The organism is Actinopolymorpha sp. NPDC004070 (assembly GCF_040610475.1).
In the GTDB taxonomy this organism is placed as follows: Bacteria; Actinomycetota; Actinomycetes; order Propionibacteriales; family Actinopolymorphaceae; genus Actinopolymorpha.
The window spans coordinates 165,360-188,935 of the sequence record NZ_JBEXMJ010000003.1 but is presented as its reverse complement, the minus strand read 5'-3'; the positions used below and the strand labels follow the sequence as shown (position 1 = coordinate 188,935).

At 71.6% G+C, this 23,576-nt stretch carries 16 protein-coding genes; 7 read left to right on the top strand and 9 right to left on the bottom strand.

Annotated elements, in window-relative coordinates:
- The first annotated feature begins 30 nt into the window (after nt 1–30).
- Nucleotides 31–1,578 (top strand): isocitrate lyase, encoded by a 1,548-nt coding sequence (aceA, locus tag ABZV93_RS07410; protein ID WP_354931929.1) that lies wholly within the window; start codon nt 31–33, stop codon nt 1,576–1,578.
- Between the two features lie 110 nt (nt 1,579–1,688).
- Here aceA and ABZV93_RS07405 read toward each other — a convergent pair whose 3' ends face one another.
- From ABZV93_RS07405 to ABZV93_RS07390, 4 genes are all read right to left on the bottom strand, one after another.
- Complete coding sequence (locus ABZV93_RS07405) at nt 1,689–2,513, bottom strand: SGNH/GDSL hydrolase family protein (RefSeq protein WP_354931926.1); 825 nt, start codon at nt 2,511–2,513, stop codon at nt 1,689–1,691.
- A gap of 281 nt (nt 2,514–2,794) precedes the next feature.
- Nucleotides 2,795–3,682 carry a sugar phosphate isomerase/epimerase gene (locus ABZV93_RS07400; RefSeq protein WP_354932565.1) on the bottom strand — a complete coding sequence of 296 codons (888 nt, stop codon included), beginning with the start codon at nt 3,680–3,682 and terminating at the stop codon, nt 2,795–2,797.
- Nucleotides 3,683–3,846: 164 nt separating this feature from the next.
- The gene (locus ABZV93_RS07395) at nt 3,847–4,884 is read right to left on the bottom strand and encodes a BadF/BadG/BcrA/BcrD ATPase family protein (protein ID WP_354931923.1); all 1,038 of its coding nucleotides are present in this window, start codon (nt 4,882–4,884) and stop codon (nt 3,847–3,849) included.
- A 30-nt stretch (nt 4,885–4,914) separates the two neighbouring features.
- A complete protein-coding gene (locus tag ABZV93_RS07390; RefSeq protein ID WP_354931920.1) occupies nt 4,915–5,856 on the bottom strand; it encodes a Ppx/GppA phosphatase family protein in 942 nt (313 codons plus the stop codon).
- 184 nt (nt 5,857–6,040) lie between these two features.
- Here ABZV93_RS07390 and ABZV93_RS07385 point away from each other — a divergent pair, with 184 nt between their 5' ends.
- Together ABZV93_RS07385 and ABZV93_RS07380 are read left to right on the top strand one after the other, a co-directional pair.
- A complete protein-coding gene (locus tag ABZV93_RS07385; protein ID WP_354931917.1) occupies nt 6,041–6,871 on the top strand; it encodes a hypothetical protein in 831 nt (276 codons plus the stop codon).
- Nucleotides 6,872–6,907: 36 nt separating this feature from the next.
- Nucleotides 6,908–7,606: a class I SAM-dependent methyltransferase gene (locus ABZV93_RS07380; protein WP_354931914.1), complete on the top strand. Its 699-nt coding sequence runs from the start codon at nt 6,908–6,910 to the stop codon at nt 7,604–7,606.
- Nucleotides 7,607–7,677: 71 nt separating this feature from the next.
- Here ABZV93_RS07380 and ABZV93_RS07375 read toward each other — a convergent pair whose 3' ends face one another.
- Nucleotides 7,678–8,208 (bottom strand): SAM-dependent methyltransferase, encoded by a 531-nt coding sequence (locus ABZV93_RS07375; RefSeq protein ID WP_354931911.1) that lies wholly within the window; start codon nt 8,206–8,208, stop codon nt 7,678–7,680.
- A 242-nt stretch (nt 8,209–8,450) separates the two neighbouring features.
- On the opposite strand from ABZV93_RS07375, the gene radA reads away from it, so the two are divergent.
- Complete coding sequence (gene radA / locus ABZV93_RS07370; RefSeq protein WP_354931908.1) at nt 8,451–9,899, top strand: DNA repair protein RadA; 1,449 nt, start codon at nt 8,451–8,453, stop codon at nt 9,897–9,899.
- 106 nt (nt 9,900–10,005) lie between these two features.
- On the opposite strand, the gene ABZV93_RS07365 is transcribed toward radA, so the two are convergent.
- On the bottom strand, nt 10,006–12,732 hold the full coding sequence (locus ABZV93_RS07365; protein ID WP_354931905.1) for a family 78 glycoside hydrolase catalytic domain: 2,727 nt from the start codon (nt 12,730–12,732) through the stop codon (nt 10,006–10,008).
- Between the two features lie 299 nt (nt 12,733–13,031).
- Between ABZV93_RS07365 and disA the strand changes: the two genes are divergently transcribed.
- Nucleotides 13,032–14,117 carry a DNA integrity scanning diadenylate cyclase DisA gene (gene disA, locus ABZV93_RS07360; protein WP_354931902.1) on the top strand — a complete coding sequence of 362 codons (1,086 nt, stop codon included), beginning with the start codon at nt 13,032–13,034 and terminating at the stop codon, nt 14,115–14,117.
- 102 nt (nt 14,118–14,219) lie between these two features.
- Here the strand turns inward: disA and ABZV93_RS07355 are convergent, their stop codons facing one another.
- Both ABZV93_RS07355 and ABZV93_RS07350 read right to left on the bottom strand, forming a co-directional pair.
- The gene (locus tag ABZV93_RS07355) at nt 14,220–15,380 is read right to left on the bottom strand and encodes a Gfo/Idh/MocA family oxidoreductase (protein ID WP_354931899.1); all 1,161 of its coding nucleotides are present in this window, start codon (nt 15,378–15,380) and stop codon (nt 14,220–14,222) included.
- A gap of 355 nt (nt 15,381–15,735) precedes the next feature.
- Nucleotides 15,736–16,488, bottom strand: coding sequence for a hypothetical protein (locus ABZV93_RS07350; RefSeq protein WP_354931896.1), 753 nt, complete (start codon nt 16,486–16,488; stop codon nt 15,736–15,738).
- A gap of 184 nt (nt 16,489–16,672) precedes the next feature.
- On the opposite strand from ABZV93_RS07350, the gene ABZV93_RS07345 reads away from it, so the two are divergent.
- Complete coding sequence (locus ABZV93_RS07345) at nt 16,673–17,575, top strand: A/G-specific adenine glycosylase (protein WP_354931893.1); 903 nt, start codon at nt 16,673–16,675, stop codon at nt 17,573–17,575.
- 170 nt (nt 17,576–17,745) lie between these two features.
- Nucleotides 17,746–20,421, top strand: coding sequence for a polysaccharide lyase 8 family protein (locus ABZV93_RS07340; RefSeq protein ID WP_354931890.1), 2,676 nt, complete (start codon nt 17,746–17,748; stop codon nt 20,419–20,421).
- 158 nt (nt 20,422–20,579) lie between these two features.
- Here the strand turns inward: ABZV93_RS07340 and ABZV93_RS07335 are convergent, their stop codons facing one another.
- Nucleotides 20,580–23,081, bottom strand: a complete 2,502-nt coding sequence (locus ABZV93_RS07335) for an ATP-dependent Clp protease ATP-binding subunit (protein ID WP_354931887.1) — start codon at nt 23,079–23,081, stop codon at nt 20,580–20,582.
- Nucleotides 23,082–23,576: the final 495 nt, after the last annotated feature.

The window sequence follows — 23,576 nt, the reverse complement described above, 5'->3', positions numbered from 1 at the left end:
GAAGCACCCATCCGACGGAGGGGGAGCACGATGCGATCGAGCGAGACGACTCCGCGCGGGCCGGACGACGCGCCGGAGGAGCCCGCGCCCAAGCCTGAGCGGACCAGGACCAGCCGGAACACCCCGGCGCGGACCCCGGCTGGTCAGGGCGAAACCGATACCACTGCACACCCGAGCACAGCCCGACGCAGCAGGCACGACGGCAGGCACAACAGGGCGGACCAGAACATCCCCTCGCCTCGCGAAGCCGCGGAGCAGGACAGCCCGAACGGCGACCGGCCGGTCGAGCGCCGCATCCGCGCCGCTGCACAGGAACTACGGCAGAGCTGGGAACGCGACCCTCGCTGGGCCGGCATCCGACGCGACTACACCGCCGAGGACGTCGTACGCCTGCGCGGCTCGGTTCCCGAGGAACACACCCTCGCCCGGCTCGGCGCCGAGCGCCTGTGGGAGCTGCTGCACGAGCGTGACTACGTGGCCGCGCTCGGCGCGCTGACCGGGAACCAGGCCGTCCAGCAGGTACGCGCAGGGCTGGAGGCCATCTACCTGTCCGGGTGGCAGGTCGCCGCCGACGCGAACCTCGCCGGCCAGACCTATCCGGACCAGAGCCTGTACCCCGCGAACTCCGTGCCCCAGGTGGTTCGCCGGATCAACAACGCGCTCCAGCGAGCCGACCAGATCACCTGGGCGGAGGGCGACGCGGACGCGCCGTACTGGCTGGCACCGATCGTGGCCGACGCGGAGGCCGGCTTCGGCGGCGTGCTGAACGCATTCGAGCTGATGAGGGCGATGGTCGCCGCCGGCGCGGCCGGGGTGCACTGGGAGGACCAGCTGGCCTCGGAGAAGAAGTGCGGGCACCTCGGCGGCAAGGTGCTGATCCCCACCGGACAGCACATCCGCACGCTCAACGCGGCCCGGCTGGCAGCCGACGTGTCCGGCGTGCCGTCACTGATCATCGCACGGACCGACGCCCAGGCGGCGACGCTGGTGACCAGCGACGTCGACGAACGCGACCGGGTGTTCGTCACCGGTGACCGGACCGCGGAGGGCTTCTACCGCGTCAACAACGGGTTGGCGGCGTGCGTGTCCCGTGGCCTCGCCTACGCGCCGTACTCCGACCTGCTGTGGATGGAGACGTCCAAGCCGGACCTGGACGTGGCGCGGGAGTTCGCCGAGGCGATCAAGGCGGAGTACCCGGACCAGATGCTCGCCTACAACTGCTCGCCGTCGTTCAACTGGAAACAGCACCTCGACGACGGGACGATCGCGAAGTTCCAGCGCGAGCTGGGCGAGATGGGGTACGCGTTCCAGTTCATCACACTGGCCGGGTTCCACGCCCTGAACGAGTCGATGTTCGACCTCGCCAAGGGATACGCCCGCGACGGCATGACGGCGTACGTCGCCCTGCAGGAACGCGAGTTCGCCGCCGAACGTGACGGCTACACCGCCACCCGGCACCAGCGCGAGGTGGGCACCGGTTACTTCGACCTGGTGAGCACGGCCATCTCGCCGCAGTCGGCGACGACCGCACTCACCGGTTCGACCGAGGAGGAGCAGTTCCCCTCCACCCGCCGGTGAAGAAACACGGCCGAGCGACCACACGAGGGGGGGCCGGGGCCGCCGCGGGACGTCCGGTCGACGTCCCGCGGCGGCCCCTCACGTGTGCCGGGCCGGCCGGAGCCGATCGCTCAGACCCGGCTCCGGCGGCTGCCGGCGAGACGGTTCAACGCGGGTCCCACCAGGTCGGCGTAGCCGCGCTGGCCGGGCCGGTTCGGGTGGTAGGACTCGGCGATCGGGTTGGACAGACCGTTGATCCACTCCGCGTCCGCGCACACCGAGTGCCCGGTGAACGGCCCTCTCGCGTCGGCGTAGGCGAACCCGTGCGCGGCCGCCCGCGCCGCGATCGTCGCCGCCAGCAGGTCCGCGGTGGCGTTCAGCGCACGCTGCTCGCTGGAACTGATACGGGACGCGAGATTGCACTCACGCCCGTTGAACAGCCGCGGGTAGCCGACCACCAGCACCCGGGCTCGCGGGGCGGCCGCCCGGATCGCGGCGTACAACCCGTCCAGCCGAGCCGGCAGAACCGTGCGGATGACGGTGTTCGCGTGGTCGATCTGGTCCCAGCAGGTCAGCGGCCACGGCAGCGCGCACCGCAACAGCACGTTGCCGAAGCCCGCGTCGTTGCCGCCGGCGGTGACGGTCACCAGCGTCGCACCGGATGGGATGCGCCCGACCTGGCTGCGCACCCCCGCGACGGTCGCGCCCGAGCAAGCGAGGAACGTCAACCTGGCGCCGATCCGGGCCGCGTCCAGGACGGGATAGCTGTACGGCGAGCGGTAGCAGGATCCGCTGTCCGGATAGTAGGAACGGGTGCCGAGCCCGGAGGAGTAGGAGTCCCCGAGCGCGGCGTACGTCGGCGGTGCCGCCTGCGCCGGCGCGGCGAACACCACGGATCCGGACGCGAATCCCAACAGCACCACGAGGGTACGCAGCCGCCGCCGTACGACGTTCATGTCCCGGACCCCTTTGCCGCCCGCAGGTCACGGGTCACGCCCCGGCGCGAAGCTCGGGGCGTGCCTCGATGTGCCCACAGCGTGCGGCCTGGGTGGGTTCGGGGCAATAGCCGAAGCTGTACGACTTATCGCGTCATCGGACACTTCCGTACGACGCGGGCCCCGTGACGGGATCTCATGCGGATCTCATGGGGCGATCGGATCCGCGGGCGCGCCGCGTGCTCCCCGGATCCATCCCGGGACGAGACCGCCGGAAGACGCGAACCCGCCGGGGGCGCGGGTCAGCCGGAGGTGCCGGACGCGCCGGACGTGCTCTCGCCGCCGGACGGCTGCGGCGCGACGGCCTCGATCGTGCCGTCGGCGGTCACGGCGTACGACGGAACCACCGGTGCGGCGAAGCTCAGCCGGGCGAACGCCAGCGCCTCCACCAGGTCGGCCTCCCGCTCCGACCGTCCGGTGGCCTTGCGGGTGTTGACCTCCAGCACGATGCTGCCGGTGAAGCCGCGGCAGGCGAGGAGCTCGAGCACGTCCGAACACCGCTGGCTGCCGCGGCCGGGCACCAGGTGCTCGTCCTTGTTGGAGCCGCTGCCGTCGGCGAGGTGGATGTGGGTGAGGCGGTCGCCGAGGTCGTACGCCATCTGGTACGCGTCCACGCCGGCGGTCGCGGTGTGGGACAGGTCGAGCGTCACCTCGGCGTAGTCGAAGTCGCGCGGATCCCAGCCCGGCAGGTAGGCCTGGACACCCTGGCCCGCGGCCTTCCACGGGAACATGTTCTCCACGGCGAGGCTGACCCCGGACTCGGCCTGGCGCCGGGCGATCCCGCCCACGAAGTCGCGGGCGTAGTCGCGCTGCCAGCGAAACGGCGGGTGCACGACCACCGTGGACGCCCCCAGTGCCTTGGCGGCCTCGGCACTGCGGTCGATCTTGCCCCAGGGATCGGTGCCCCAGACCCGCTGCGTGATGAGCAGGGTGGGCGCGTGGATCGACACGATCGGCACCTGGTGGTAGTCGCTGATCCGGCGCAGCGCGTCGACGTCCTGGCTCAGCGGGTCGGCGCCCACCATGACCTCCACCCCGTCGAACCCGAGCCGGGCGGCCAGCTCGAACGCGGTGGCCGTCGACTCCGGATAGACCGATGCCGTGGACAGGGCGATCCGGGCGTCCGGCACGCGCACGACGGCGTCCTTGCCGCGCACGTGGGTCGAGGGCACAACGGGCTGCACGGCCCCCAGCGTACGGCTCGCGTCGTTCGCCGACGCGCCGAGTGCGGATTGCCCGGCGAATACCCGGTGATCACCTGACGTCCGCTCCGGTGATCACCCGGGCCGCGCGGTCATGACCCGGCGGGGCCGGGGCGTGCCACCGCGCTGTGGGTCACCACGCCGGCCAGGTGGGGTACGTCACTTCCGGCGGCCAGCCGGGCGGCGCCGGTCATCGAGCCGCCCGCCGGGGTCCGCAGCGCGGCCGGCGGGCAGGACGCGGCCAGTTCGGCGGCGAACGCCTCGAAGACGACCGGCGCCCCGAGTACGCCACCCGCCCAGGACACCGGCACGCTTCCCGCGGGTGCGTCCGGGAACGCCCGGCGAGCCGCGGTGGCCGCGCTCGTGCCGAGGTCCCGGCCGGCCCGCAGGCACAGGCTCCGGGCCACCGGGTCGCCGTCGGGCGGCCCGGCCGCCTGGGTGACCTGCGCGGAGAACGCCGCGACGTCGGCGACCAGTGACGGCGAGGCGTACCACCGCTTGATCGCCAGCCGCAGGGGCGAGCCGACCAGGCGCTCGGCGCGCTCGGTGAGCACGGTCGCCGGCCCGCGGCCCTCGTAGCCCTCCAGCGCCGCGCGCATCCCGGCCAGCCCGATCGAGAAACCGCCGCCGGCATCGCCGAACAGGTAGCCCAGCCCGTCGACGTTGAGGAGTTCGCCGCCGGCGGTGACCGCGAGGCAGGCCACGCCGGTGCCCGCGGCGATCACCACACCGGGAGCGCCGGCGAGCACGCCGAGATGGGTGGTCACGTCGTCACCGGTGAGGAGCACGCGGGGGGCACCGAGCCGGCGTGCCACCAGCGGCGCGAGCCGGCGCCGGCTGTCCGGGTCCGACGCGCCGCCGGCCAGGCCGAGGGCCACCACGTCGACCGGTGCGGGCCGGCCCAGCGCCTCCCAGGCGGCCTCCACCCGGCGGCACTGCTGCTCGACCGGGTCCTCCCCCAGCGTCCACTGGAACCCCGGAACCGAGACCTGCTCGGCGAACGTCGGTGCCGCGGCGGGTTCACCGGCGCCACCGTTGTCGGTGGCAGCGGCGTCGTCCGTATCAGCGAGCAGGCCCATTCGCAGCCTCGTCTGGCCGCCGTCGACGGCCAGCCGGACGGGCCCGCTCACCGGAGCGGCCCGTTCACCGAAAAGTTCCGGTCACGCGAAGTCCTCCGGCGGCATGGTGTCGAGGTGGCGCAGGATCACTCCCTCGCGAAGCGCCCAGGGGCAGATCTCCAGCTCCTCCACCTCGAGGATGTCCATCGCGGCCTCGGCCACCAGGGCGCCGGCCAGCAACTGCGGAGCGCGACCGGCCGAGACACCGGGCAGCTGGGCGCGCTCGGAGCTGCGCATCGCGGCCAGCTTGGGTATCCACTGGTGCAGAACCTCCCGTGTCAAGGTTCGCTTGACATAGGGGCCCTCGGCGGAGGGTGCCGCGCCACAGACGCGGGCGAGCTGCCGGAAGGTCTTGGACGTACCCACCACGTGATCGGGCGCACCGAACCTCAGCACCTGGCCGGCGTACTTCGCGATCTCCGCGCGGGCGTACTTCCGCAGCTCCTTCACCTCGCTCCGCGCAGGCGGGTCGGAGGTGAACCAGCCGCGGGTCAGCCGGCCGGCGCCGAGCGGCACCGACAGCGCGGCGTCGGGGTCCTCGTCCACGCCGGTGGCGATCTCCAGGGAGCCGCCGCCGATGTCGAGGACCAGCAGCCGCCGGGAGGACCAGCCGAACCACCGGCGTACGGCGAGGAACGTCAGCCGGGCCTCCTGGTCGCCGCTGAGGACGCCGAGGTGGACGCCGGTGGACGCGTCCACCGAGGCCAGCACCTCCTCGCCGTTGGTGGCCTCCCGGACCGCCGAGGTGGCGAAGGCGAGCACGGACTGGCAGCCCTTGTCCTCGCCGATCTCCAGCGCCTCACCGACCAGCTCCTCCAGCGCGGACACGCCCCCGGGCGAGATCGCGCCGTCGTCGTCGAGATGCTCGGCGAGCCGGAGTTCGGTCTTGTGGGAGTAGGCGGGCAGCGGCCGGGCGCCCGGTCGCGCGTCCACCACCAGCAGGTGGACGGTGTTGGAGCCCACGTCGAGTACACCGAGCCGCATGCCCCGACGCTACCGGTTGGCGGGCATCGACTCTCGCCGTGTCCGACACAATTCGGTACGTACGCCCCGAGCGTGGCCCGGAATGGCCCGGGCCGACCCGAGGTGAGACCCCGACACTCCGCCCGCGTGGTCGATTCCCCGGGGGTCCCACGGGACGCACCCGCCGGGGCGTAGGGTTCCGGGCGTGCCCGAGGTATCACTCGACTTTCCCCGCGCGTGGGTGGAGTTCCCCGACCCGGCGGACGCCGACCAGGTAGTCCGCGCCGACCTGACCTGGCTGACGTCCCGGTACAACTGCATCTTCGGCGCCGGCTGTCCCGGCATCTTCCACGACGAGCCGGATGCCGGATGCTGCGTACTTGGTGCGCATTTCGCCGACAAGGCGGACGAGAAGCGCGTGCGCGGCTACGCCAAGAAGCTCACCGCCGAGGACTGGCAGTACCGCGCCGAGGGGCGCCGGGGCGGCTTCGTCGAACTCGACGAGGACGGCGACCGCAAGACCCGGGTCGTCGACGGAGCGTGCATCTTCCACAACCGCGAGGGCTTCGCCGGCGGCACCGGTTGTGCGCTGCACCGGTACGCCCTGCGCATCGGGGTCCACCCGCTGAAGACCAAGCCCGACGTGTGCTGGCAGCTGCCGATCCGGCGGCTCTACCGCGACGTCGAGCTGACCGACGGCACGACGTACACCGAGGTCACGATCACCGAGTACGACCGCCGCGGCTGGGGTCCGGGCGGACACGACTTCGAGTGGTACTGCACCGGCAACACCGAGGCGCACAACGCGCCCGAGCCGGTCTACCTCAACAGCCGCGCCGAGCTGGTCGAGCTGCTCGGCCAGGAGGCCTACGACGAGCTGGCCAAGCACTGCGAGGCGCACCTGGCCACCAAGCGTCCGGTCGCGCGCCACCCCGCCGACCCCGAGCGGGTGAAGGAGCGGGCGAAGGGCTCGGGCAAGCGGCCTCGCAAGCTCCCCTCCACCCAGCAGCCGCCGGCCGACAGGGCCCCGTCGTAGGGTCCGGTCGTAGGGCGCTGTCGTAGCCTCCGGGGTGTGCCCCGCATCACCACCGGCGCCACCCCGAGCCCCAACATCTGGAACAACCCCGCGACGTACGAGCTCGAAAACTCCGCGGTCGACCCCGACGGCGTACTCGAACGCGCGATGTCCGAACGCCGTACCTGGGGCGGCGCGCGGGTCCTCGACGTGGGCTGCGGCACCGGCTACCACCTGCCACGGTTCGCCGCCGAGGCCGCGGGAGTGATCGGCGTCGAGCCGCACCGCGGCCTGGCCGAGCAGGCCCGCCGGCGCTGCGCGGGGCTGGCCAACGTCGAGGTACGGCAGGGGTCGGCGCAGGCACTGCCCGTACCGGACGCCTCCGTCGACGTGGTGCACGCGCGCTGGGCGTACTTCTTCGGGCCCGGATGCGAGCCGGGGCTGGCCGAGCTGTCCCGGGTGGTCCGGCGGGGCGGGGCGGCGTTCGTGATCGACAACGACGCCACGCGGAGTACGTTCGGCGGGTGGTTCCGGGCGGCGTTCCCGGCGTACGACCCGGAAGCGGTGCAACGCTTCTGGACCGTGCGCGGCTGGGAGCGGACGCCGCTGGACATCCGGTGGAGGTTCGACCGGCGGGCCGACTTCGAGGCGGTGGTCCGGATCGAGTTCCGGCCCGAGGTGGCCGAACGCGTGATCGCCGAACACACCGGTGTCGAGGTCGACTACGCCGTCAACCTGTGGTGGCGGACGTTCTGAGGCGCCCCTGGGGTCGTAGGAGCGACCGGTCAGTAGAAGCCGGTCAGTAGCAGCCGGTCAGGAGTAGCCGGTCAGGAGTAGCTGCTCATCAGCTGCCGGGTCCAGGCCGGCTCCCGGACCGGGCCGCGCGGGCCGTACTCCTCGAAGTACGGCTTGACGTCCAGCACGGGCGTATCGTCCACCGCGTCCAGTCCACGCACCGTCAGCTCCAGGCCGTTCACCGCGACCAGCTCGCACCGGGAGACGCCGAGGTGGTTGACCCGGTGCTGCGTACGGTCGGCGAGGATCCCGACCCGCGGCCAGTGCGGGTTGCTGCGCGGGTGCGCCGCACCGGATCTGGCCCGGGTCGACCTGTGGAAGTGGAAGATCACCTCGAGGTGGGAGAACGCCACCAGGCCCTGGGTCGCCGACGGCTCCAGCAGGTCGGCGTCGAGAACGATCCTCGCCGTCTCCTGGTCCCACCTGTCGTCGCGGATCTCTCGTCGACCACCGCGGACGTACCCGATGGGTACGAGGGTGATCTGTGCGACCTGTGCGCTCGACGCGCTCGGCGCGCCCTGTGCGCTCTGTGTGCTCACGTTCGAACTGGTCTCGGTGCTCACGTCTACCGAGAGTAGAACCCGGGGCGCGCTCCCCCCAGGGATTTGCGGGTGGCTCGGCGCGCCTGTCCACAACCTGCCGCCGGGCCGACGGGATCTCGCCGTACCGCGACCCGTACGTGACGAAAGCGTGACCGAAACTCGATCCTGCGCGGGGTTTGCCCCGCCGCGGCTGGTCGTCGGGGTTCACCGTCTCCGGACGGCTGTCGGCCGGTTTGTCGGTGGTGACCTCTAGCCTCGCGGGCATGGCGAAAACGTCGACGTCTCGTGCCCTGCGCCCCTCCTACCGCTGCGCCGAGTGCGGCTGGCAGACCACCAAGTGGGTCGGCCGGTGCGGTGAGTGCCAGGCCTGGGGCACGGTCGAGGAGTCCGGGGTCGGCGCGGCCCGGGTGACGGTGACCAGCGCACAGCCGGTCACCCAGCCGGCGATCCCCATCGACGAGGTCGACGTCGAGGCCGCGCGTGCCGAACCCACCCGGATCGGCGAGCTCGACCGGGTGCTCGGCGGCGGCCTGGTCCCCGGCGCGGTGGTCCTGGTGGCCGGCGAGCCCGGTGTCGGCAAGTCGACCCTGCTACTGGAGACGGCCGCCGAGCGGGCCCGGGCCGGTGGGCGGAGCCTCTACGTGTCCGGTGAGGAGTCCGCCGCCCAGGTGCGGCTGCGGGCCGAGCGGGTCGGCGCGCTCGCGCCGCGGCTCTTCCTGACCGCCGAGACCGACCTCGGCGCGGTGCTCGGCCAGATCGACGCCGTACGTCCCGACCTGATCGTGCTCGACTCGGTCCAGACGGTGGCGTCTGCCCAGGTCGACGGCGCGCCGGGTGGGGTCACGCAGGTACGCGAGGTTGCCGGGGCACTGATCCGGGTGGCCAAGGAACGCAACATCGCCACGATCGTCGTCGGCCACGTGACCAAGGACGGTTCCATCGCCGGGCCGCGCGCCCTGGAGCACCTGGTCGACGTGGTGCTGCACTTCGAGGGCGAGCGGCACTCCCGCCTGCGGCTGGTCCGGGCGGTGAAGAACCGCTACGGCCCGACCGACGAGGTGGGCTGCTTCGATTTCGCCGACGGCGGTCTGCAGAGCCTGCCCGACCCCAGCGGCCTCTTCCTCACTCGCCGGGCGGTCCCGGTGTCCGGCAGCTGCGTCACCGTGACCCTGGAGGGCAAGCGGCCCCTGCTGGCCGAGGTGCAGTCGCTGGTGGCGGCCAGCGCGCTGGGCACGCCCCGGCGGGCCACCTCCGGGCTGGACTCCAGCCGGATGGCGATGATCCTCGCCGTGCTCGAACGCCGCTGCAACCTGCGCATCGGCAACCAGGATGTCTACGCCTCCACCGTGGGCGGGGTGAAGCTGCGCGAGCCGGCGTCCGACCTGGCGGTGGCGGTCGCGGTGGCCAGCGCCACCATCGACCAGCCGTTGCCGCCGTACATGATCGCGATCGGCGAGGTCGGTCTGGGCGGCGACATCCGCCGGGTCACCGGTGTCGAACGCCGGCTGTCGGAGGCGATGCGGCTGGGGTTCACCGACGCGATCGTCCCGCCCGACAGCGGCACCCCACCCGAGGGCATCCGCGCCTGGGAGGCGGGCAACGTGAGCGAGGCGCTGCAGTCGGTGAGCCGGCTGGTCAAGGTGGTCCGTCTCGAGCAGCCGGACGAGCCACAGGAGCGGTGGGAGCCGCAGGAGCCGTGGGAGAAGTGGTGACCGCCGCCCTGTCCCGTGAAGTGTGGAGACTTACGGTGGTCATGACCCCCATAAGTCTCCACACGTCCGAGGTCGGTCGAGGTCCGGCTCCACCCGTCGGCGCGGGTCAGGACTCCAGCGTGTGCTGACCCGGCCCACACTCCTCCACCAGGTGCCCGCCGTCGGAGGTCGGGACGTGCACCTCGGCGGTCACCCCCGGCGGCAGGTCCACCCGGACGCGGTAACCGGCGCCGCGACGCTCCCAGCCGGCGGCCACAGGTCCGCGCACGGTGTCCAGACCGACCCGGGCCCGGCCGAGTTCGGCCGGCGGCAGTGGCCGCACCCGCACCCGGGTGAACCCCGGCTCGGCCGGGGTGACCCCCGCCAGGTCCTCGATGAACCACTGGTCCACGTGGCCGAAGAAGTGGTGGTTGCGCGACCTGGAGTCGGCCTGCCAGTGCTCGTACAGCGACGTCGCGCCCTGCTCGATCCAGAAGCCGTAGCCGGGGTAGGTCCGCTGGGTGGCCACGGTGAACGCCAGGTCGGCCAGCCCGTTGCGGCTGAGCAGCGGCAGGAGGAACTTCGTGCCGATGACGCCGGTGTCCAGGTGGTCCTCGCGCTCGTGGATGTCGGCGACCAGGCGGTCCAGAACCTGCTGGTACCTCTCCTGCGGGACCAGGTCGAAGGCGAGTGCGACAACGTTGGCCGACTGCCGGTAGCCGGTGGGGCGTTCGCCGTGGTAGGTCCCGGACTCCGCGTCGTAGAACGCGCGGTCGAAGCCGGCGGCGAGCCGGGCGCGGAGTTCGGCGTACTCCTTGGTGTCTTCCTCCCGGCCGACCACGCGCGCGATCCGGTCGAGCAGGTCGACGAACCGCACCGTGTAGGCGGTCTCGTAGATGCCCGGACCCTCCGGCGGCATCCCGTTGAACCCGGGCGGCAGCCAGTCGCCCAGGCCGGCGAGCACGATGTCGTCGTTCACGTAGCCGTCGACGAGGAAGTCGAGGTAGCGCCGGGCCGGTTCGTAGTGCCGGCGCAGGATCCGTTCGTCGCCGTAGTGCTGGTACATCACCCAGGGGATCTCGACGTACGCGACGTCCCACGCCGGGATCGGCCCGACGATGCCGGCCTCGGTGTCGTGGTGGTAGCCCCAGCCGGCGGTCGGGACGATCGGCGGGAACTCACCGCTCGGCAGTTGCGCGTCAACCCAGTCCTGCAGCCACTTGGTGTAGAAGCGTGGCATGTGGAAGTTGTAGGCGGCGACGTCCGCGGTGAGGTGGCCGTCCCCGGTCCAGCCGTTCTTCTCGAACACCGGGGTGTCGGTCGGGATGCCGTGCAGGTTGTTCAGCACTGCCCACCTGGTCGCGGTGTGCAGCTTGTTCACGATCGGGTGGTCGGTGTCGAGTTCCGCGGTGGACGCGACGGCGGTGTGCACGACGACCCCGCGCAGGTCGCCGAGCTCGGGCCGGCCGGGGTGCCCGTCGATCTGGACGTACTGGAAACCCTTGTAGGAGAAGGAGGGTTCGAACGCCTCCGTGCCCTCACCGGCCAGCGTGTAGAAGTCGGTCTGAATGTCGCCGTCAATGTGAACTTGACGGATGTCGACGGTGCCGTCGGGCAGCAACCGCTCGCCGTGCCGCACCCGTACGGTCGTCCCAGCCGGGCCCGCGACGTGCAGCCGCGTCCATCCGGTGAGCTGCCGGCCGAGGTCGTAGACGTACACACCCGGCTGGGGTTCGGACAGGCCGACCGGCTCCAGCTCCCCGATCACCTCGATCGGCTCCAGTTGCTGCGAGCGGAGCTGACCTCGTGGCGGGGTGGCCGCCACCACCGCCGGCCAGTCGCTGTCGTCGAAGTCGACGGTGGTCCAGCCGCGGCGGGTGTGCCGGGCGTCGTGGTGCTCCCCCGCGTACAACGAGTCCGCCCGGACCGGCCCGTCCACGCCGCGCCAGGTCAGGTCGCTGACCACCCGGACGACCCGGCCGTCGGCGTAGGTCACCGCCAGATGCGCCAGCAGCTTGGGGTGGTCCCACCAGGGCGCCTTCTGCCAGTACCACACGTTCGGTGTGGGGTCGCCGTAACGCCCGCGCCCGAGCCTCGCGGCGAGCACGTGGTCTGCGTCGGAGGCACCGGCACGGACCTGTGCGGTCACGTCGTACGTCGAGTACAGAACGGTCTCGTCGTAATTGGTCGGCGCCGGGTCGAGCACCGACCGGCCGATGCGCTCGCCGTCCAGGAAGAACTCGCCGTACCCGAGGCCGCTGACGTGCAGCCGGGCGTACGCGACGTCGCCGGTGGGCAGCCGGAACACCTTGCGCAGCAGGGGCGCCGGGGGCGGGCCGTCGGCCTGCGGAGCGGTGGCCTGTCCGATCCACGTCGCACCTCCCCAGGCCCGCGGCCCGGCCGGTGCGGTGACGAAGGTGCCCGGCTCGGCCCAGTCCGACACCTGGCCGGCGCCGTCCCAGACCCGGACCGTCCACACGTGTGCGGTGTCGGCCGCCAGCGCCTCGCCGCCGTACTCCACCTGGCCGGTACGCCCGGACTCCACTCGTCCGGAGTCCCAGACCGGACCGCGGCCGGCGTCCAGGTCGGCCAGGTCGGTGGCCACGATCACCTGATAGGCGGTCTGCGCCGCGTACGCGCCGGACAGGCCGGGCCCGGAGGCACCGGAGCCACCAGAACCGCCGGAAGCGCCGGAAGCGCCGGACGCACCCGAAGCTCCGACCGGCTCCTGCGGGGACGGGCGGAGCAACCAGGACAGTCGCGGCCGGGGTTCCTCCACACCGAGTGGGTTCTCGGCGTACTCCGTGCGAAGGGCGTGCGGGATCAGGACACCGGGGGCACTGACAGCAGTCATGCGGGGCGTACTCCACTAGGGTTCGGCGAAGCCGGCGCGAACCCGCCAATTACCGGGAACACCGCGCCAACGGGGACGGACTGCACCACAATTGCGTGTCACACCCGATCTGCCTATACCCAGGCGGCGCCACACCGTCCGCAAGCGGTCACATCCAGCGATCCCGGGGGCTGGCCGTGCCGGCTTCGACGTCCAATCGGGCGATTCCGCGCCGGGGTGCAGTGCATGGCGCGTGGCGCGTCCCGGATTCCGGGACCGTAGACTTTGCTGCCGAGCAAGCTGACCATCCCAGGAGAGTTGTGGCTGCAAGTGACAAGAGCCCGGACGCGAAGTTCCGGGCCACGCTCGCCGCGGTCGCGCCAGGTACCTCTCTGCGCGACGGTCTCGAGCGTGTCCTCCGAGGGCGGACGGGAGCGCTCATCGTCCTCGGATACGACCGTACGGTGGAAAGCCTGTGCACCGGCGGGTTCACCCTCGACGTGGAGTTCAGCGCCACCGGGCTGCGTGAGCTGGCCAAGATGGACGGTGCGATCGTCGTCGACCGGGAGTGCACGCGCATCGTCCGGGCCGCCGTCCACCTGATGCCCGACCCCTCCATCCCCACGGTCGAGACCGGCACCCGCCACCGCACCGCCGAGCGCATCGCCAAGCAGACCGGCTTCCCGGTGGTGTCGGTGTCGCAGTCGATGCGGATCATCGGCCTGTACGTCGACGACATCCGGTACGTCCTGGAGGACACCGGGCAGATCCTCTCCCGCGCCAACCAGGCCCTGGCCACCCTGGAGCGCTACAAGCTTCGCCTCGACGAGGTGTCCGGCACGCTCTCCGCGCTGGAGATCGAGGACCTCGTGACCGTCCGCGACGTCGCCCAGGTCGCGCAGCGGCTGGAGATGGTCCGCCGGATCGCCAACGAGATCCACGGCTACGTCGTCGAGCTGGGCGTAGACGGCCGGCTGCTGTCGCTGCAACTCGACGAACTCGTCGCCGGGGTCGACCCCGAACGCAACCTCGTCGCCCGCGACTACCTCCCGCAGATCCCCGGCAAGCGCGCACGCAGCGTCGAGGAGGCGCTGGAGGACCTCGACACCCTGTCCGCCTCCGACCTGCTCGACGTCGGTGCGGTGGCCCGGGCGCTCGGCCACGGCGGCGACACCCTCGACGCCGCGGTCAGCCCGCGCGGCTACCGCCTGCTGGCGAAGGTGCCGCGGCTGCCCGGCACGGTCATCGACCGGCTGGTCGACCACTTCGGCAGCCTGCAGAAGCTGCTCGCCGCCAGCATCGACGACCTGCAGGCCGTCGGTGGCGTGGGTGAGAACCGCGCGCGTTCGGTCCGCGAGGGCCTGTCCCGGCTGGCCGAGTCGAGCATTCTCGAACGCTACGTCTGAGCCGTCGCCGGCCGGACAGCTCACGCTGTCCGGCCGGCGATGCCTCGGAATCTGGACCGACCTGAGGCCCGGATCTTCAGGCCCGATCTTCAGGCCCGGATGTCAGGCCTGGTCGAAGTACGCCGTGACCTCCGGAGCGGCCTCGGGCACCCGCACCGGCTTGCTCCCCGACCGCAGCGACTCCGCACCCGCGCACCCCGCGGCCACCGCGTAGCGCGCGGCCACCGGCGAGGTGTCGGTCTGCCCGCCCTCACGGACGTAGCGCAGGAACTCCGCCACGATCCGCGGGTCGGCGCCGCCGTGGCCGCCGGTCTCCGGACCGAGAGGAATCTCGTGGTCGCCCTGGGCGGCGTAGTCGTGGCGCTGGTTCCACAGCCGGATCACGGTGCCGGGCTCGCCGTTACCGAAGTTCTCGATCCGGCCCTCGGTGCCGATGATCGTGTAGTTGCGCCAGTAGTCGGGCGTGAAGTGGCACTGCTCATACGACGCGAGGATGCCGTTCTGCAGCCGCATCGTCATCATCGAGACGTCCTCGACGTCCATCTTCGGGTTGAGCCCGGTGAGGGACGCCGGCGGCCAGCGCTTGAGGTTGCGCTCACCCTGCCACCACGGGTCCTCCTCGCCGCCCTGGTCGGGGCTGTAGACCATCCGGTCACCCATCGCGGTGACCTCGCTGGCGTAGGAGCCACACAGCCAGTGCAGGACGTCGAGGTCGTGCGCACCCTTCTGCAGCAGCAGGCTGGTGCCGTACTTGCGCTCGGCGTGCCAGTCACCGAAGTAGAAGTCGCCACCGTTGCCGACGAAGTGCCGGCACCACGCGACCTTCGGCTCGCCGATCGCGCCGGAGTCGATCAGCTTCTTCATCTCCCGGACGAACGGCATGTGCCGCATGTTGTGCCCGAGGTAGAGGCGGCCGCCCTTGCGCTGCGCGGTCTCCAGCAGCCGGTCGCAGCCCTCGGTGGTGATCGCCATCGGCTTCTCGAGGTAGACCGGGATGCCGGCTTCGAGCAGTGCGAGGGCGTGCTCCTCGTGCAGGAAGTCGGGGCTGAGCACGAACGCCGCGTCGAGGTCGAGCTTCAGGAACTCGTCCAGGTCGGTCGTGGCGGCGAGGTCCGCGCCGAACGCCTCACGGAACCGCTGGTGTGCTGCGACGTCCGGGTCGTACACCGCGACCAGCTTCGAGCCTTCGCCAGGCCGGTGCGCGTGCCGTGCGAGGCTGCCCCGCAGCCCGTAGCCGATCACGCCGATCGCAAGGTCCGCCATGCTGTGCCACTCCGTTCGTTGTCCCCGACCGATGCGCCCGCTCGCACGTCAGGCTCACCACCACCTCAGCGTGTTGCGCAAAGCTGTGCGGAACCGCGTAATGACAGTCGATTTTGTGCAGGCGCTGATGGCACGCTAGTACGCCGCGCCCGCAGTGTCACGAGGGCGTCGGGGCGATCTCAGGAACCGGTCGGCAAGGACCGGACGGCTACCAGCGGACGGCAACGAGGTGACAGCAACGAGGTGACAGCACGGACCGATCGGCGGTGGAGCGGGCGGCAGAGTCCGAACCGCGACCAGGCGGCTCATCGGCGATGCGGGCAGACCCGGGCCAGGCGTCCCACTGTCGAACGTTCTAGCTGAGCCGGAAACGCGCGCTGACCGGGCCCACGCCGCCGACGGTCACGTCCGCTGTGTAGTAGCCGGGCTTCGCCGCGGGTTGCCCGCTCGGGCAGCCCGCACGGGAGCGTACTCCGGGCCAGCGCACGGCGAGGTTGCGTTGCTCCTTCGCCTTCAGGACGACCGGCACCTCGGGCAGACCGCGGCAGTCGGCGGTGTCCCAGATGTGGTCGCTGCCGGAGGTGACCAGCACCCGCAGCGTCGTGGAGTCGATCGTCACCTGGCACGGGTTCGGTCCGCTGTTGAGCAGCCGCACCGTGACCACCACCGGCTTGCCGGCCTCGACCGGGCTCCGGGTCACCTCGGCCTTCACACCGAGCCAGCCCGGCTCACAGGTCGCCGGCTTGGCCGACCTGCCGGGTGTGGCCTTCGGGCTCGCCTCGCGGGTCGGCGTCTTCGACGGCTTGGGAGACGCCGAGATGGTCGGCGACGGCGAGGCCGTGCCGGACGGCCGGCCCGTCGACGCCGGCGAACGCCCCGCCGCGCCGCCCTCGTCCGCGTCCTTGGTGGGTCCGATCGTCGGGCCCTGCGACGGCGTGGGACTGGGCGTCGGCGCGCCTTGCGCGGTCCCACGGCTCGGCCCGTCCGGGGTGAACAACGCCACCAGCACCCACACCAGCAGGGCGACCACGGCCAGCAGGACGCCTCGCCGGAGCCAGTACGCCGAAGCAGGCAACGGCCCGACGGGGCGCAGCAGCGGGCGGATCATAGGCGGAGGGTAACCGGCCGCCGCCGGGTGCCGGGGTTCCCACGCCGCGCCCACGTGACCATGTACGGCTGCCCGCCCGTACGGCTGCCGGGCACACCTGCCGGGCACACACCTCCCGCTCACACCCTGCCGGGCACGGCTGCCACGGGAGGGACCGCCGGCCCGTGGCAGGATCGGAACCGCCATGCCGAAGTCACCGCTGCACACACCCGTCCTCGCGTGGTACGCCACCAACGCTCGTGACCTCCCCTGGCGCCGTCCCGACGCCTCGCCGTGGTCGGTCCTGGTCAGCGAGATCATGCTGCAGCAGACACCGGTGAGCCGGGTGCTGCCCGCGCACGCCGCCTGGGTCGCTCGCTGGCCCACGCCCAACGCACAGGCCGCCGACGAACCCGGAGAGGCCGTACGCCAGTGGGGCAGGCTCGGCTACCCGCGCCGCGCGCTGCGACTGCACGCCGCCGCGACCACGATCAGCCGGCGGCACGGCGGCGACGTACCCGCCGACTACGACGAGCTTCGCGACCTGCCCGGCATCGGCGACTACACCGCCGCCGCGGTCGCGTCGTTCGCGTTCGGCCGCAGGCACGTCGTCCTGGACACCAACGTGCGCAGGGTGTTCGCCCGGGCGGTCGGCGGCGTCCAGTACCCACCCACGGCGACCACCGCCGCCGAACGCCGGACCGCGCTCACCCTGCTGCCCGACGAACCCGCGACCGCCGCCCGGTGGGCGGTCGCCACGATGGAGCTCGGCGCACTGGTGTGCACCGCCGCCGGGCCGCGCTGCGCGGACTGCCCGATCCGGCGCCGCTGCGTGTGGCGGCTCGCCGGCCACCCGGCGTACGACGGACCACCTCGCCGCCGCCAGTCCTACGACGGGACCGACCGCCAGTGCCGCGGCCGGCTGCTACGGGTGCTCCGCGAGGCCAGCGGGCCGGTCTCCCGATCCGATCTGGACGCCGCCTGGGCCGCAGCGCCCCAACGCGAACGCGCCCTCGACACGCTGGTCGCCGACGGGCTGGTGGAGCCGCTGGCGGACGGGACGTTCCGGCTCCCGGTCAGCGCACCGGTGTTCCCGCCCATGTCCTGAGTTCCGAGCTCGACCGATCTCGCCTGATTTCCACCCGTTGTCTTCCCTTTGTGGTGATCCGCGGCTAGGACGGTTTCGAGGTGGGCCGTCGGTGCTGCGAGTGGCTCATCCGCGCGCCCGATGGTCGCGCCTTCCCCGCCGCTGCTCCGCAACGCCGAACGGAGACGACCTTGAACGACGCGGGAAACCCCGAGAGCCCCCGGCACGTCCCGTTGTCCCGACGGCACGCGCTCCACCTCGGTGCCCTCCTCGCCGGTACGGGCCTGACGGGCCTGGGAGGCGCTCACCCGGCCCGGGCCGACACCGCCGCGGGAGGTGGGGGCGCAGCCACCGTCGCCGCCGTCGCGGCCGCCGGTGCCGCGCCGGACGCCGACGGCGACTTCGCCCGGATGCGCGCGCAGTGGCGGGCGGGCTACGTCGGCAGCGACTACGACCCGGCAGATCCGGCGATCGCTCCCGGGCTCGCCCAACTCGCCGCGGACACCCACCAGTGGTGGTCGACGATGGAAACCGGTGCGGACCGGGCGTACCTGTGGCCGGACGCCCGCCTCGACGTGCAGATCTCCTTCGCCATCTCGATCTCGTTCGGCCGCCTGTCCCGGATGGCGCTCGGGTGGGCCACCCCAGGCACCGACACCCACGGGGACCCGAACCTGCTCGCCGACGTCATCGCCGCGATGGACTGGATGGTCGTGCACTACTACCGCGAGGACGGCGAGATCATCGGCAACTGGTTCGAGTGGATGATCTCGGGCCCGCAGGCGTTCAACCTCGCGGCGATGCTGGTGTACGACCACCTGAGCGCGGACCAGGTGGGCGCCTACACCCGGGCGGTCGCCAACTACACCCCCGAGCCCATCGCCACCGCGGCCAACCGGGTTCTCACCGCCGACGTGGTCATCGGCCGCGGCATCCTCGCCGGGGACGCCGCGGCGGTGCGGCTCGGAGTGGACGGACTGGCACCGGTGCTGGCGTACGCCGACGCGGGCGACGGCTTCCACCGCGACGGGTCGTTCATCCAGCACGACTACTACCCCTACAACGGCTCCTACGGTGTCGGCCTGCTGGCCACGCTGCCGGGCATCTTCCAGCGGGTCGCGGGTACGCCTTTCGCGGTCAGCGACCCGATCGTCCACGAGTGGATCCGGGACGCCTACGACCCGCTGATCTGGCACGGCGGGCTGATGGACATGGCCAGCGGCCGGGTGATCGCCCGTCACAACGAGCAGGACCACCACGCCGGGCACACCGCGGTCGATGCGGCTCTCGGCCTGTGGGTGGCCGCGCCGGCGGACACCAGAGCGTGGCTGGGGCCGATGCTGAAGGAGTGGATCCTGGCCGACTCGCAGGACGATCCGCTGGCCGGGCGCAGCGTCCCGGCCCTCCTGCAGGCGCGCACGCTCCTCGCCGACGACGCCGTACCCCGGCGTGGGCCGCTGGTGACCAGCCACGTCTTCGCCGCCATGGACCGGGTGGTGCACCGGCGTACGAACTGGGCGTACGGCATCTCGATGTACTCCCGGCGGATCGCGAACTTCGAGTCCATCAACGACGAGAACCTCCGCGGCTGGCTCACCGCGGACGGCGCCACCTACCTCTACGACCACCTGGTCGACCACTACAACGACGCGTTCTGGCCCACGGTGGACCCCCACCGGATCCCCGGGACGACGGTGGACGTACGGGAACGCGAGCCGATGGAGGGCCGGGGCTACCTCAACCCACAGGACTGGGTGGGCGGCACCACGCTCGCCGCCCGCTACACCGCGGCCGGGATGTGGCTGCGATCCCAGGGCAGTTCGCTGGTCTCGCGCCGGTCGTGGTTCTGCTTCGACGACGAGGTGGTCGCGCTGGGCGCCGGCATCACCGCGCACGACGGCCGCCGGGTGGAGACCGTGGTGGAGAACCGCCGGCTGGCGACCGGAGCCGAGGCGGTGGTGGTGAACGGCGAGGCAGCGGTACCCGGCCCGGGCGAGGAGGCCACGGCGCCGGCCGCCCGCTGGGTCCACCTCGCCGGAACCGGGGGGTACGTGTTTCCCGGCGCTGTCCGGGCTCAACTGAGGCGCGACCACCGGGTGGGCCGCTGGTCCGACATCACCCAGCACCCGTCCTGGAAGGACGACACCCCGCTCCCCCGCGACTACTTCACGCTCTGGCTCGACCACGGCGTGGACCCCGAGGGGGCGAGCTACGCCTACGTCCTGCTGCCGACCGCCGACGCGGAGACGACTGAGCGGTACGCCGAACGGCCGGCCGCGGCGGTGGTCGCGAACACCGAACGCGTGCAGGCCGCGCGAGCACTGGCCTCCGGCGTGCTCGGTGCGAACCTGTGGGCGCCGGGTGCCGCGTCGATCGTGTCCAGCGGTGCACCGGCGGGCGTCGTGGTGCAGGAAGGCGACGAGGAGGTCGGCCTCGCGGTGTCCGACCCGACCCGCGCCGCGGGGAAGGTCCGGGTCAGCGTGCGGGTCGCGGCCGACAGGGTGCTGGCCGCCGACGAGGGCGTCCGGGTGATCACGCCGGACCCGCTGACGGTCGAGGTGGACCTCGGCGGAGCCAACGGCACCAGCCGAGGCCTGCGAGCCGCCTACCGCCCCTGGACCGTGCCGGACCTGCAGCAGGTGCTGGCCGGACTGGACGCCGCCGCGGTGGCCCCGAGCGCCCGGCGGGCCCTCAGCCAGGCCCTGGACAGCCTTGCCGACCTGGCCGTACGCGATCGGCCGGCACACGCCCGGCTGTGGGCACTGCGCCGCAAGATCGCCGCCCTGCGAGGCCACGGTGTCAGCCCGGAGGCGGCCACCGTGCTGGACGACGGTGTGCAGCGGCTGTTCGCCCGCCTACGTCCCTGACCGACCGGACCGTCCACCGCCCCGTCGCCGTCTCCGACCGGACCCGCCCACCGTCTCAGACCCGGCCCAACCAGGACCGGTCACCGGCTCCGGACGCACGAAAGGGGGCGACCGCTGTGCGCGGCCGCCCCCTCTCGATGCGGTGGTGCGGGTTACCTCTACTCGGTGCTGGCCTCGATCGTCGGCAGGTCCGGCACCGGAGCCTTGGACGTACCCGTGAAGGTGAACGTCGCGGCCTTGCCCTCACCCTGGACGTCGACGAGCACGATCTGGCCGGGGGTGAGCTCGCCGTACAGCAGCTTCTCCGCCAGCGTGTCCTCGATCTCGCGCTGCAGCGTGCGCCGCAGCGGCCGGGCGCCGAGCACCGGGTCGTACCCGCGCTTGGCGAGCAGGAGCTTGGCGTTCTGCGTCAGCTCGATGCCCATGTCCTTGTCGCGCAGCCGCTCCTCGACCTTCGCGACCAGCAGGTCCACGATGTCGACGAGCTGCTCCTCGGTCAGCGGCGGGAAGACGATGATGTCGTCGACCCGGTTGAGGAACTCCGGCCGGAAGTGCTGCTTGAGCTCTTCCTGGACCTTCGACTTCATCCGCTCGTAGGAACCACCGGCGTCCTTCGACTGGGTGAAGCCGAGGTTGACGCCCTTGGCGATGTCCTTGGTGCCGAGGTTGGTGGTCATGATGATCACGGTGTTCTTGAAGTCGACCACTCGGCCCTGCGCGTCGGTGAGCCGGCCTTCCTCGAGGATCTGCAACAGGGAGTTGAAGATCTCCGGGTGGGCCTTCTCCACCTCGTCGAAGAGCACGACCGAGAACGGCTTGCGGCGCACCTTCTCGGTGAGCTGTCCGCCCTCGTCGTAGCCGACGTAGCCGGGCGGGGAGCCGAACAGCCGCGAGACGGTGTGCTTCTCGGAGTACTCGCTCATGTCCAGCTGGATGAGCGCGTCCTCGTCACCGAACAGGAACTCCGTCAGCGCCTTGGACAGCTCGGTCTTACCGACACCGGACGGGCCGGCGAAGATGAACGAACCACCCGGACGCTTCGGGTCCTTCAGGCCGGCACGGGTGCGCCGGATCGCCTTGGACAGAGCGCGGACCGCGTCCTCCTGGCCGACGTAGCGCTTGTGCAGCTCGTCCTCCATGCGGAGCAGGCGCTGCGACTCCTCCTCGGTCAGCTTGAACACCGGGATGCCGGTCGCGGTGGACAGGACCTCCGCGATCAGCTCCTCGTCGACCTCGGCGACGACATCCATGTCGCCGGCCTTCCACTGCTTCTCCCGCTCGGCCTTCTGCGCGATGAGCTTCTTCTCCTCGTCGCGCAGCGACGCGGCACGCTCGAAGTCCTGCGCGTCGATGGCCGCTTCCTTGTCGCGGCGGACGTTGGCGATCCGCTCGTCGAACTCCCGCAGGTCCGGCGGCGCGGTCATCCGACGGATGCGCAGCCGCGAACCGGCCTCGTCGATCAGGTCGATGGCCTTGTCGGGCAGGAACCGGTCGGAGATGTAGCGGTCGGACAGCTGCGCCGCCGCCACGATCGCAGCGTCGGTGATCGTCACGCGGTGGTGTGCCTCGTAACGGTCGCGCTGTCCCTTGAGCATCTCGATGGTGAGCGCCATCGAGGGCTCCTGGACGTGGATCGGCTGGAAACGGCGTTCCAGCGCGGCGTCCTTCTCGAGATACTTCCGGTATTCGTCGAGCGTGGTGGCACCGACGGTCTGCAGCTCACCGCGGGCCAGCATCGGCTTGAGGATGCTCGCCGCGTCGATCGCGCCCTCGGCCGCGCCCGCACCCACGAGGGTGTGCAGCTCGTCGATGAAGAGCACGATGTCACCGCGGGTGCGGATCTCCTTGAGCACCTTCTTCAGGCGCTCCTCGAAGTCACCGCGGTAGCGCGAGCCCGCGACCAGGGCACCCAGGTCGAGGGTGTAGATCTGCTTGTCCTTGAGCGTCTCGGGCACGTCTCCGCGCACGATCGCCTGGGCGAGACCTTCGACGATGGCGGTCTTGCCGACGCCGGGCTCGCCGATGAGAACGGGGTTGTTCTTGGTGCGGCGGGACAGCACCTGCATGACCCGCTCGATCTCCTTCTCGCGCCCGATCACCGGGTCGAGCTTGCCCTCGCGCGCACCCTGGGTGAGGTTGCGCCCGAACTGGTCGAGAACGAGCGATCCCTGCGGCGAACCCTCGCCACTGGCGCCGGCGGCCGCGCCTGCGGTCTCCTTGCCCTGGTAACCGGACAGCAGCTGGATCACCTGCTGCCGGACTCGGCCGAGATCTGCGCCGAGCTTCACCAGCACCTGGGCAGCCACGCCCTCACCCTCGCGGATGAGACCGAGCAGGATGTGTTCGGTGCCGATGTAGTTGTGACCGAGCTGGAGGGCCTCACGCAACGACAGCTCGAGGACCTTCTTGGCCCTCGGCGTGAACGGGATGTGCCCGCTGGGCGCCTGCTGGCCCTGGCCGATGATCTCCTCGACCTGGGCGCGCACAGCCTCCAGCGAGATACCGAGGCTCTCGAGCGCCTTGGCGGCGACGCCCTCACCCTCGTGGATGAGGCCCAAGAGGATGTGCTCGGTCCCGATGTAGTTGTGGCTGAGCATCCGCGCTTCTTCTTGAGCCAGGACGACAACCCGCCTCGCGCGGTCGGTGAACCTTTCGAACATCTTTCGCTCCCCGGGCTGGAGACGGCGTGGGAGTCCGGATCTACCCGGCCCCTGCGTTTCATGCTAGTCCCCGCTCCCGACACAGCCTCCTCCCACCATGTTGCGAGTGGGGATCGAACTGCCGGCGAGCGGTGAGCAGTACGTAACTGTGTAACTCGTCGACCTACCACTGTGTTCCATGCTGGGCCTGCTGGCGAGGCGTTACGCCCGAAGCGAACGCCGGAATGGGGGCGGACCGGCCATACCGCACGAGCCGACCCTCGTCCAACCCCCCGGGGCATGGTCTTCTTCGTGGCCGGGCTCGGACGGACCCTACCTGGCGGCCGACCGGGACACCCACGGGATCGTCCGAAGAAGTGGGTCCCGGAAGCAGGCCCGGACGTCTGCCCCGAGGAGAGCCGAGGGAGGCACACAAGAACTGCCCGGAGAGTTCCGCGCGAAGGACGACGGAGGGCGCCGATCCCGACATACCTCCGGGGATGGTACGTGACGACT